This is a genomic window from Plectonema radiosum NIES-515, assembly GCF_025753815.1.
Taxonomy (GTDB): domain Bacteria; phylum Cyanobacteriota; class Cyanobacteriia; order Cyanobacteriales; family Nostocaceae; genus Hassallia; species Hassallia radiosum_A.
On the sequence record NZ_JAOWRF010000368.1, the window covers coordinates 34,669 to 46,818 of the forward strand.

The following is a 12,150-nucleotide window of genomic DNA, read 5'->3' on the forward strand; positions in this document are numbered from 1 at the left end:
CTACCTCTTAACTTCTAACTACAGATGAGTCACGCAACAGCACCTCGCACCGACACCCGCATCCAAGAAGCCGTGCCGACAATTCATTATCAGGTGGCAATGCCTCAACCAGAAACGCATTTGTTTGAGGTAACTTTACATTTAGCAAATTACCCATTGCCGATTCTGGATTTAAAACTACCTGTGTGGACTCCAGGTTCTTATTTGGTGAGAGAATACGCCAAACAGTTACAGAATTTTGCCGCTTTTTCGGACGTGGAACCTTTGCCTTGGCGGAAAATCAGTAAAAATCACTGGCAAGTACAGACAATTGGTGTTTCAAAATTAACCGTGAGTTACCGCATTTTTGCGAATGAGCTATCAGTGCGGACAAATCATTTAGATGCAACTCACGGGTATTTTAACGGTGCGGCTCTATTTTTTAGAATCCCTGGTTGGGAAAAGCAACCAATTCGCGTTTCTATCATACCACCACGCCCAGAATGGCAGGTAACTACGGCATTACCAGCAGATGAACAAGCCAATACTTTTTTCGCTGCGGATTTTGACACCCTTGTAGACAGCCCCTTTGAAATTGGTTGCCATCAGTTATATCACTTTGAGGTATTGGGAAAACCCCATGAATTGGCAATTTGGGGACAAGGTAATTTGCAAGTGCAACGGATGATTTCTGATATGACGAAAATTATCCAAGTTGAAGCGCAGATGTTTGGCGGTTTGCCTTATGAAAAATATCTGTTTTTGCTACATTTATTTTCTCAAGCTTACGGTGGTTTGGAGCATAAAAACTGTTGCTCGTTAATTTATCAACGCTTTGGATTTCGCGCTCAAGATAAATACGATCGCTTTATGCAATTGGTAGCACACGAGTTTTTTCACTTGTGGAATGTCAAGCGCATTCGCCCGAAAGCACTGGAAGTTTTTGATTACGATCAAGAAAATTATACACCGTCTTTATGGTTTTCTGAAGGAACGACAAGTTACTATGATTTGCTGATTCCTTTACGGGCGGGCATTTATGATGCTAAGACATTCTTGAGTAACTTGGAAAAGGAAATTACAAGGTATGAAAAGACACCCGGACGCCAAGTGCAGCCGCTTTCCGAGTCGAGCTTTGATGCTTGGATTAAACTTTATCGCCAAGATGCCAATAGCGGCAATTCCCAAATCTCCTACTATTTAAAAGGGGAAATGGTATCTTTGTTGCTAGATTTGCTGATTCGTTCAAAGTATGGCAATCAACGCTCTTTTGATGATGTCATGCTGAAAATGTGGCAGCAATTTGGCTCATATGAAATCGGCTTTACTCCCGAACAGTTACAGTCAGTAATTGAGTCTGTAGCAGAAATGGATTTATCTAATTTCTTTAAGCGCTACATTGATGATACTGAAGATTTGCCTTTCAACGAGTATTTGCACCCTTTTGGCTTGGAGTTAATTCCAGAAAATGAAGAAGAACTTTATCTGGGTGTGAAAACAAGTGCTGAAAACGGAAGAGAGATAATTAAGTTTGTCGAAGCTAGTTCACCTGCACAAATAGCGGGAATCGATGCAGGTGATGAATTGTTGGCAATTGATAAAATTAAGGTGACAGCAAGTGGGTTAAGCGATTCACTTTCGGGGACGCTGCGCGATCGCTTGAAAGATTATCAACCCAACGATACCATCCAAATGACAGTTTTCCACCAAGACGAACTGCGTACTTATTCTGTCACCCTAGCTTCACCACGTCCCACGCGGTATCAAGTAAAATCTGTTGCTAACCCTTCAAAAATACAGCAAGAAAACTTAACAGGGTGGTTAGGTGTCTCAGTTTTGTAAGGTATAAGGTAAAAGGCAAAAAGAAAAAGAATTGTTTGCTTCTTTCTTTTGCCTTTTGCCTTTTAACTTTTCAAAACTCCTGGTTCTCGTTGCATGGGTAAAACATCTAAAATATCGGTTTGCGAGCAATATTTCAGGTCTTCGTGACAATCAAGACGTAACAATCGCTGACCGTGGCTGCAAGCGTGGAAAAGTCCTAATAAGTTATCTTGCCATTGAGAATAAAGAGCGATCGCACTAATTACTTCATCATTACCAGCTAATTCCTCTAAAGGTAAGTTGGTTTCTTGTACAACATGTTGCGCGATCGCCCCTGCACAAGCTGTATCCTCTAAAGAAAAACTGCCTTCCCAACCTGAACCAACAATCCAAACTGTTTCTGGTTGCTTTTCGATCAGATATCGCACCACCGCAGCCCGATTAATAAAAGCTGCGGTGATGACAGTTGCAGCATCTTGTATTCTTTGTAAGGCACGAGTGCCATTCGTGGTACTAATAAACAAGCGTCGCCCTTGGACTAATTCTGGTGTACAGTCGAGAGGCGAGTTACCCAGTTCAAAACCAGGAACTTTCCCCCCACCGCGTTCTCCAGCTCGTAGCCGTTTTTCGGGGAGCCAAGATTCGCTAACATGCATAAGTTTTTCTAAATCGCTGAAGACTTGAATAGCCTCACCTCCAGCCGCTAAGACGGTCGCCATTGTGCTAGTTGCTCGCAAAACATCAACTGCGATCGCGCAGTCTGGCGCTTTATCCGCTGGAGTCAATTCCGGAGTGTGGTAAACGAATAGCTTCACGTGCTGGGTACACCTAGTCTTATACTATTGACGCAAATAATATCTTACCCAGATGCTGTCACTAAACGTCGCTTTATGCTAGTGGGTTCTTGATGTATAAACCCAGAGTATGCTCTATCCATGAATCTTTGAAGATTGAAATCTTGCCCCTCTTCAATGGGCAATTTCTCCTGTTTTAACGCAGCATTGGAACTAAACGTGTAATCTGAGAAGAAGGACAGCTTCTAGCTCTAATCGAAAATCAATATGGCACCTTTACCTGAATATCGCCCCAAACAACTGTCTTTAGGTCCTCTGGAAGCAGAAATTTTGCATATCATCTGGGAACTGAGTTCAGTTACAGTTAAAGATGTACACGATCGCATTCTTACTGACCCCAACCGCGAATTAGCTTATACTTCTGTGACAACCGTATTGCGACGCCTCACCGATAAAGGTTGGCTAACCTGCGACAAAAAAGCACGAGCATTTTATTGGCGTCCGTTGATTACCAAACAGCAAGCTGAGGTAATTAAAGCACACGAGCAGTTACAGCGATTTCTCGCGGTGGGTAATCCCGATGTAATTGCTGCTTTTGCAGATAGTTTAGATGAAGCTGCCAGCGAACAAATACAAGCGATCGCCAAACGCATTCAAGCTGCACGCCAAGCCAGGGAGGAACAACTTTAATGCATCTGATCATGATTTTTACTGCTTTAACAGTTGCTTGGTGCTTAAGATCCTCTCAAACTAACTTTGAAGGTAGTTGGAGTGTGCGCTGGAGGCGATCGCTATTCTTATTTCTCTTCCCGCCCTTGTTAATTTTTATGACCGCGATCGCCGTTTTGTGTATGGGTCCCCAAGGCAATATGGGCGGGATGTACACCGGCTGGTTTAGTTATGTTTTAACGTTAATTTGTCTTGCAATATTTGACATTTTGTGCATCAAGCTTGCCTTTGGTGGTTGGCAATCGGTGAAATCTGTTCGCAACTGTCCCTTAGTTAATCTTGAGGGTAAACAAGTCCGGTTGCTCAACACCGAAGCGCTATTCGCTGGTCAAATCGGTTTTTGGCACTCGGAATTAGTAATTAGTCAAGGACTACTGGAAACTCTTTTACCAAAGCATTTAGAAACCGTCTTCGCACACGAGGAAGGACATTACCATTACAGGGATACATTCTGGTTTTTTTGGTTGGGTTGGGTGCGTTCCTGCACCGCTTGGTTGCCAAATACAGATACATTGTGGCAAGAATTGTTAATTTTGCGCGAATTACGTGCGGATGCTTACGCTGCATCACGAGTAGATCCGTTATTATTAGCAGAATCGCTCTTGTTGGTAGTGAGTACAACTCCTATATCCTCAGAAATTTTCTGTGCTGCATTAGGTAGCGATCGCTTAGAACAAAGAATAGAAGCTTTGTTAGCACAACCAGAACCGACTCCAAAACTCAACTTCCAATTTTGGAATGGCTTTTTGTTAGCGTTTTTGCCTTTAGTAAGTGTGATATTTCACAACTAAATTGCTAATTCACACTAAGATCAATTATTGGATGCATATGATTGTATATCTTCCAATGGCGATCGCTCGAATTTTTTCGGTTTATCATTTTGGCAAAGAACAAGAGTAGTTTTTGATTAATAATTCTTTGCCTTTAGCAGCATTTTTTTGTTTATAATTATTCATTCCATACTGTACTTCTAACTCTGTTATTTCCGCAAAATTGAATAACTTTCTAATTTCTGGACAATCATCGTAAGTTAAAAGCCATCTGTGTTCGCATTTTTTTAAAATCTGAGCAAATCGTTCATGGTCAAAGTTGGTGTGTAAGTCACCTTTCACTCCATAAAGCTTTGATTTGACTGCTTGAAAATAAGGTGGATCGAGAAATAGAAAGACTTTTTTACCTGCTTTAATTAATAGTTCTTCATAATCTACACAACTAATATTAACTCCCGATAAATAAGGAGAAATATTGTTTAATCTCTCAACAGATGATTGAGTAAATCTTTTTTCAAATGCCTGCTGCGAATACCCACCTGAATCCATCAAGCCGGAAAAAGTAATTCGATTCATAATAAAAAAACGAAGCGCTCTTTCAAATTCAGAGTGTAAATTATCTGCATTAATTAAATAATTATATAGTTCTCTGCCATCTTTGTAGTTTTCTTTAAATTTATTAGTTTCGATTACGAAGTTACTTATATGATCTTTTGCATATTTCCAAAACAAATACAAATCAAAATTAATATCATTAATCCAGTATTCATTTATTCTTCGATGAAACAAACTTTTAACAGCTATAAAAACGGAACCACCACCGACAAAAGGCTCTCTGAATTCAGATATATCTAAAGGAATATAAGGTAATATATGATTAACAACCCTTGATTTACCTCCTGGATATCTCAAGGGAATTTTTATTGATTTAACCATTTTATTGATCGTACCGAAAGCTGCTGATTTTAGCTTACTGGATCGCTACTACAACAATAGATAATCAAATTCTTGTTTTCATCAACATATTAAACAAGCTTTTGATATAGCGCTCAAAGGTTATCACAATTTTTTCAAATTAATAGAATAATTTTTTTAACTGCAACCGTCGTAGAGACGTTCCATCGGAACGTCTCTACAATATGTGTGATTTGCGTTTTCATGATATAAAAATCCCCGCTACAGCATAACCATAGCGGGGGAAAAGTTTATGTGTCGATTTTAGTTAATCCAAAATTAAGAGAACCATTCAACAACAGCTTCTTCTTTGGTGTTAGTGTTGCGAGATGGTGTCTCACGAGTAAACTTCATTTGAATTGACCGTGTTTGTTCACCATCAACAGCGACAGCCTTAATCGGATAGTCAATTAAACCATCTTGGAAAGACATCTGGAAGCGGAATGTACCATCTGGATTCAGCTTGATTGGACGACCACCAATTGTTACGGTAGCATCGGGTTCGGTTGCACCATAAACAATCAACTCAGCATCCGCAATTAACCAGAATTGACGCGGACGCATTGGTACGTCTCCAGAGAAACCGGCACCGGACATTCCTACACCAGACATGGTTAAACCAGATGCGCTGGGAACTGCCCACATACCTACTCCAGACGGGAATACGTAGGAACTGATGGTTTGTTCGTGGATGGAAGTTTGATGCATCGAGCCAAATATAGAACCAGCAACGCGCATTGCTTCGGTAGATTCAGCCATGCCAAAGATTTGGTCATAGATAGGATTGCTACCATTGACGTTACCGTATGCGTTACCGTATGCGGTTGAGGGGGCAACTTTCTTGGCTGGGGGAACCAGTTCGTATTGAGTTTTGCCAGCCAAATCTTCTTCAAAGTTGACTGTGATGAAAACGTCTTCAATCCAGTCAGAAGGATAGACAGGAGGAATATGTACTGGTGTCGATCGCGCCAATATCAACCAGCGACCATCAGCACAACGATAACCGATATCAAGCACATAATCGCGATCGCTCACTGGCACCGGTAAATACCATTCCCGCGCTAATTCATCAGAAGGATATTCCTGAATGCTGTGCGGACTTTGGTATTCAATATTGATGTCGGTAACATCATAAATCCGCAGTGCTAATTGTTGTCCACCTTGGCGACGCAGTTCTTCTTTGTGTTCGTTGGAAACATCCCAGTAAGTGTAAGCCCACTGAGGATCTCGCGGCATCAGCACAATCCGGCTTTCTCCGTAACCAGATGGCAAATCTGCGAGTCCTTCGTCAACATCTGCCAAAAAGCCACCATTACGATCTATTTGACCTAATTCAAATTTTGCTGCTTCCACGGTTTCCTGTGCCTCCGGTGAACGAGATGGGGTAAGCGAAACTTTACTGCGCTGAACTTCTTGAATCGATGCCAGCAATTGCGATTTACGCATTCTGCTATAACGAGAGATACTATATTCGCTAGCAACTCTACGTAGTTGCCTTAGTGTCATCTCTTCTAGGGGTGGGCGTTCTTTTGCCATGATTTTGACCTCCAGTAGTTTAAAAGGTAAATGATTTCCCCTGGCTAAAGAGTGGTTTAATAAATGCCATCCAATCCAGATGAATTTCTTATTCCTGAAGGAGTGGTTTTTGCCCAGTTTTGAGATTTTTTTAGTCGGTTTTTAAATTAAGGTCTACTTCCTATAAGTTCCCTACAAATGCGATCGGCATTTATTTGGGATCGGAAAAGTCCCTTTGTTAATGAATATTAACTAACAAACCCGCACAGGGATCAAGGGGTCTCAAGACCCGTTTTTGTCCTTTTCACGAATTTATCAGCCATTTGGGGATCGCAATGTCACGCTTTCCTGACGTTAGTGAGATAATGCCCATTTGTCAACCAAAAATTGAGACCTAATGTCATGGAATGATGATAGAGGGATTGGCATTTTCTCGTGGGGCTTTTGTGCGATCGCCATTGCTTTCGATTTAACCAATATTTATCCTGGCTGAATATCCATGAGATAAAAACTGTATGAAAGATTTTCGGCTGATTTCCCACAAAATCAACACCCCAGTCCATACCTCCTAACCACCAGATGTCTATTGGACACACTTCTATGGAGACTCTAAGCCAGAGAATGCTCGTCAATTTTGACATCATTACCAGGTATAAATTCCAGTGTGCGGAAACCGCCTGTTGGAAGTATTTACCGACTTTGGGCAGTTGTTGATGGCGAAAAAATCCCCTGCGGACAGCTTCGTGCTATTACACAGGGTAAGATTGTCGAAAAATTTGCCATGCCTGGTGATTTCTATGATGCGGAGGTATCAGAAATGTTTGTTACCCTGGAGACATCCACAGACCATAGGTATCCACTAGGACTGGTGGTTATGAAGAATGCTTTTACCTTTGGTGATGGCAGCAAACTTTAATCCACATTCCACACTTAAAAATGCAATACTATATTGATGTTAAAAAAAATATTACTAATATTAACGATTTTAATTAAATATTAATACTGAGAACAATGAGTAAATGTGCGATGCCTTCTCTTCTCCTGTCGGAGACGCTCCGCGAACGAGAGGCTACGCCTACGCTACATAACCCACTTTCTGCAATTTACTTTGTAATCTGGACTTGAGACTAAAATCCAGTAAATAGACATAGGGGTAGAAATTCAATATGCGTTATTCAGAACCCCTAGAGACGTAGCAGTGCTACGTCTCTACATTCTTGTGTCTATTCGTTTAGACTATAATTTGAAGTGCAAACTTTATTTAATTTTTTTAAGATATCTTAATATTATCTTCATATAGGGTTGAGTTGAGTCATAATGCTCTTTTTAGCTTTCACTTGTTTTATTGAGAACTGACATATCTCGGATGCGCCAGTTCCCCTCTACACGAACCAAATTATATTTAACACGAACTTTTTCGTTGTAAGACTTTTGCTGATTAATTTGCCCGTTATCATAAAACTCTGCTAATTCTGTCACCGTAGCGTCTACCGTCGCATTCTTTTGGTCAGTTTCAGTTGTCTTGACAGATTCCACCTTGACAGTGTGGGTGTATTTGCGATAGCGGTTTTCTGCCTTATCCTCTTGAACAATTCCCTTCCATTTAGATAAAGTTGAACCGATTAAAATCTGATCTAAACTATTAATGTCGTGGTTGACTCCCAAAGCTGCGGCTTTAGTAGATAGCCAACTTTGAACGACTTCCTGTGCCGTAGTTTCTGTCAAAAGTCCTGGTGGTGACTGCGGTTTGCTGTTTGGGTCAGGAATCGGTATTGGTGGTTCATTAAGTTGCACAAACAACTGTTCGCCTTTTAAAGATGGTGCAGGCGAAAAGATATTTTTTAATAATCCAAAAGATGTGGTGAGCAAAAACCACAAAACTATAACACCTGCAAAAGAGCCAAATATCATCCACACTAGGCGCGTTTTTCCTTCTAAGGTGTTAGGAAAAAGCTGGCGTTGAGGATGCCAAGAATTATTAGCGGTAGCGGGTTTTCGCCTCCTTCGCTTATTCGTTTGAGCGGGTGCATTAACAGATGCTGAACCATTCAAATTATGATTTGTTTTAGGAGCGATAGGTTCAGCACTCGCAAGCTGTGGCACCCGATTTTGTTCTGGTGCATTAACAGATGTAGAAGGCGTGGCTGATGTTGTCAAGCTGGGTGGTGAGTAGTTGGAATGAACTGATTTTACTTTGGTTGGTGTTTCTAAAACTTCCCCGTTCTCTGTTCTGCTGGGGTAACGATAACTCCCACTTGAATTACTGCGGTGCGGGTAAGTATTTGTTTGTGTTTGAGAAGAAGACTTATGGTTAGTTAGAGTTTCATTGTTTTTTTGTGCATCCGTTGGCAAACTTTCTAAATAAGCTTGCACCTGTTCATCGGCAAAGTATTCTTTTAGAGAAGCTTGGTTATTTACCAAATCTCGAAAGTGAGGAAACACTTCGTCATGCAACCAACGTTCTCCGTATAAGCACAATCCCGGCAACATGTCAGGAGAGTCTTGAGATTTTTCGCGAATAAAAGCTAGAGCTTCGTATTCTTGACTAAGTTCTAAAGAACGAGTTGCGAGTTCTGTTTGCCCTAAAAGTAAGGCACATAAGGACTGCTCTAAATGTACATCCTGACGCTTGCCCAGACGTGTCAGCATTTGCCTTGCTTGACGAATCAAAGCAGGTTGACGTTGAGCAAATCCCCATGCTATCAGGGCATAGACAGCCAAATATGTGGCAACTGCCGAGGGACGTTTACTTTCAGCTTCAAATATTTTCTGTTGTTCTGCGGCTGTTAAGTGGTAGCGTAGTTGCTGGATAAATCGCAAAAAGTCATCTATATTTAAACCAGATTGGTCATTGCCAGTACCATCAATTCCCCCGCGCTCTTCTAAAACGTTTTGCAATAATTCCAAGCCTTGACGTCGTTCGGCGGTTTTTTCTTGAGGTAGTGCGAGTAATTCTAGAATTCGATATGGTCTTAATTTACAAAGGTCTGCTTGAATTTCGGCTCGGACGCTGGGAAATAAATTTTCCTTGATTAACAAATCTTGACCTGTTTCCAAAGAAAGTGCTGCGTTTTCGTAATGACCTTGCTGCCATTCTTCACGACCGAGTTCTAAGCAGGCAAGGGCAACGGTGAGAATAATATCTGGACGTTCTGGACGTTCATGATATTCTTCATTGCTTAGATCATTGACATTTGCGGCACTTACTGAGCCATTTTTATTAACTAGGTAAGGACGACCTAATTTGACTACAAGTTCGTATTCACCAAGTTCTTGCAGAATTAGTAAAGCACCAACTAATTCATCTTGGGAAATGTCAATGCCTAGACTTTTAGCTTCAGCAGTACCGTTGTTTTCTTTATAGCGATTTTCGACTGCGATCGCGACAGATGTCGTGCTTGCTTCCGGGTCGTAGACGTTGGCAAGATAAAGCTGGTCGTAACTGCTACGTTCTTTGGGATTTGATAAAACCACGATCGCTTCTTCTAAAAGTTGTTTTCTGGAAGTGATTGCACTTGACGAATACTCTCGTCGCGGTAGTTGTACAATGCGATCGCTGTATGCTTGCCGCAATTGTTCATCACTTGCCGCTAACGGTAGTCCTAAAATTCGGTAGTAATCTAGCGGAATTCGCACGGCTTACTTCCTCTGCTGCATGATCAACATTATTCATTTCAAGCATTCCCGGCTACTTCAACCGTGCCATCAGATTAACTTTTTGAGTTCACACCTTGATAGTGTGCGTATTGCCACAATTTTATTTGTGTCTTGTGTGAAAATAAATTTGTACTTTACTACTTAATTTTTTGTCTTATTGCTGATTTTTATTAATTTTTTCAGGTTTAACTGATTTGTCATTAATTTTATACATCAAACAATACTACAACACGGCGTAGTACCATAAATCTTCCGCTGGCAGGAGTATAAATTTAACTATCTTTCGGAGATCGATAGATTGTATTCCTGCAAACAATTCAGAGGAACTTTCCCCGGTAGTCAAAACAGACAAGCACCGCTAGATAAATTTCATCTTGATAACAGGCGTAGCGTATTTTATCATAAGTTTGTTGTAAATACAATTATTTACATAAATTAGATGAATTTCCGCCACCAATTTCTCTAAATTGTTAATCGATATGCAGAAATCTTGTGATTGTGACTGATAATCTATAAGGGTGAGTCGTGAAAAGTCCGAACTGCGGAAGTTTCGCAGATGGAAGCTTCCAACGAGCAGTGAAAATTAAAAATCAAATTAAAAACTATTCACCAATTCCTTATTATCTAGTTTTTGACTTTTTAGTCGCCATTGAGAGTGAATTTGTAACTTGTTAACTCCTAACAACGTTATCTTTGTACAAGCTTACGCCGAATGTGAGCAACTTATCTAACATAGTAGCTTTAAGTTTTACCATAGGGATACTAACAAAATAATGGTTCAAGAACGCACATTACCCACATTTACAGCCGCATCCGCGCAGATTACCAAAGAAGTTGGGTTACGGTTGTACGAAGATATGGTTTTAGGGCGCGTGTTTGAAGATAAGTGCGCCGAGATGTACTATAGAGGCAAAATGTTTGGTTTTGTCCATCTGTACAACGGTCAAGAAGCGGTTTCCACTGGTGTTATCCAAGCGATGCGACCAGGTGAAGATTACGTTTGCAGTACTTACCGCGACCACGTTCATGCTTTGAGTGCGGGAGTACCAGCGTCATCGGTAATGGCGGAATTATTTGGTAAAGCCACCGGCTGTAGTAAAGGACGGGGTGGTTCGATGCACATGTTTTCTGCGGAACATCGCTTGCTGGGTGGTTACGCTTTTGTGGCTGAGGGTATTCCTGTAGCAGCGGGAGCGGCTTTTCAGAGTAAATATCGTCGCGAAGTTTTAAAAGATGAAAGCGCAGACCAAGTAACAGCTTGCTTTTTTGGGGATGGTGCTGCGAATAACGGTCAGTTTTTCGAGACGTTAAATATGGCGGCTTTATGGAAACTGCCTATTCTTTTTGTGGTAGAAAATAATAAGTGGGCGATCGGTATGGCTCACGATCGCGCAACTTCCCAACCAGAGATTTACAAAAAAGCCAGTGTATTCAACATGGTAGGCGTGGAAGTAGATGGTATGGATGTACTAGCGGTACGAGCAGTAGCAGAAGAAGCTGTAGCTCGTGCTCGTGCTGGAGAAGGTCCGACATTAATTGAAGCTTTAACTTACCGTTTCCGGGGTCACTCATTGGCTGACCCAGATGAAATGCGATCGCAAGCCGAAAAAGATTTTTGGTTTGCTCGTGACCCAATTAAGAAGTTAGCTAATTATCTAGTAGAGCAAAATTTAGCCTCTGCCGAAGAACTCAAAGCTATTGATCGCAAAATCACAGAAAGAATTGCCGAAGCCGTGAAATTTGCCGAAAGCAGTCCCGAACCTGATAGCAGCGAATTATATCGCTTTGTCTTTGCAGAAGACGATTGACACTCCCCGGCGTAAACGCACGGGGATTCTTGAATCTCAGACATAACTTGCTCAACCAGGCTTGCGCTCTTATTGAGTAGAGGTTTCATCTCCCCAAGCGTTGCTCATGAAAGCCATGAAGGT

At 41.3% G+C, this 12,150-nt stretch carries 9 protein-coding genes; 5 read left to right on the forward strand and 4 right to left on the reverse strand.

The annotated features are described in order from the left end of the window. Nucleotides 1-24 precede the first annotated feature (24 nt). Nucleotides 25-1,821, forward strand: a complete 1,797-nt coding sequence (locus OGM63_RS25885; protein ID WP_263748578.1) for a M61 family metallopeptidase — start codon at nucleotides 25-27, stop codon at nucleotides 1,819-1,821. A 62-nt stretch (nucleotides 1,822-1,883) separates the two neighbouring features. Here the strand turns inward: OGM63_RS25885 and OGM63_RS25890 are convergent, their stop codons facing one another. Further along, the gene (locus OGM63_RS25890; RefSeq protein ID WP_263748579.1) at nucleotides 1,884-2,615 is read right to left on the reverse strand and encodes a 2-phosphosulfolactate phosphatase family protein; all 732 of its coding nucleotides are present in this window, start codon (nucleotides 2,613-2,615) and stop codon (nucleotides 1,884-1,886) included. Nucleotides 2,616-2,861: 246 nt separating this feature from the next. Between OGM63_RS25890 and OGM63_RS25895 the strand changes: the two genes are divergently transcribed. Together OGM63_RS25895 and OGM63_RS25900 are read left to right on the forward strand one after the other, a co-directional pair. After that, on the forward strand, nucleotides 2,862-3,284 hold the full coding sequence (locus OGM63_RS25895; RefSeq protein ID WP_263748580.1) for a BlaI/MecI/CopY family transcriptional regulator: 423 nt from the start codon (nucleotides 2,862-2,864) through the stop codon (nucleotides 3,282-3,284). After that, the gene (locus OGM63_RS25900; protein ID WP_263748581.1) at nucleotides 3,284-4,114 is read left to right on the forward strand and encodes a M56 family metallopeptidase; all 831 of its coding nucleotides are present in this window, start codon (nucleotides 3,284-3,286) and stop codon (nucleotides 4,112-4,114) included. Before OGM63_RS25895 ends, OGM63_RS25900 begins: the two co-directional genes overlap by 1 nt. Before the next feature lie 84 nt (nucleotides 4,115-4,198). Here OGM63_RS25900 and OGM63_RS25905 read toward each other — a convergent pair whose 3' ends face one another. Then, the gene (locus OGM63_RS25905) at nucleotides 4,199-5,029 is read right to left on the reverse strand and encodes a DNA adenine methylase (RefSeq protein ID WP_263748582.1); all 831 of its coding nucleotides are present in this window, start codon (nucleotides 5,027-5,029) and stop codon (nucleotides 4,199-4,201) included. Between the two features lie 297 nt (nucleotides 5,030-5,326). After that, nucleotides 5,327-6,583, reverse strand: a complete 1,257-nt coding sequence (locus tag OGM63_RS25910) for a DUF4912 domain-containing protein (protein WP_263748583.1) — start codon at nucleotides 6,581-6,583, stop codon at nucleotides 5,327-5,329. A gap of 613 nt (nucleotides 6,584-7,196) precedes the next feature. Here OGM63_RS25910 and OGM63_RS25915 point away from each other — a divergent pair. After that, nucleotides 7,197-7,478, forward strand: a complete 282-nt coding sequence (locus OGM63_RS25915; protein WP_263748584.1) for an anti-sigma factor — start codon at nucleotides 7,197-7,199, stop codon at nucleotides 7,476-7,478. Nucleotides 7,479-7,888: 410 nt separating this feature from the next. Here OGM63_RS25915 and OGM63_RS25920 read toward each other — a convergent pair whose 3' ends face one another. After that, a complete protein-coding gene (locus OGM63_RS25920; protein ID WP_263748585.1) occupies nucleotides 7,889-10,198 on the reverse strand; it encodes an IMS domain-containing protein in 2,310 nt (769 codons plus the stop codon). Between the two features lie 794 nt (nucleotides 10,199-10,992). On the opposite strand from OGM63_RS25920, the gene pdhA reads away from it, so the two are divergent. Then, a complete protein-coding gene (pdhA, locus tag OGM63_RS25925; RefSeq protein ID WP_263748586.1) occupies nucleotides 10,993-12,027 on the forward strand; it encodes a pyruvate dehydrogenase (acetyl-transferring) E1 component subunit alpha in 1,035 nt (344 codons plus the stop codon). Nucleotides 12,028-12,150: the final 123 nt, after the last annotated feature.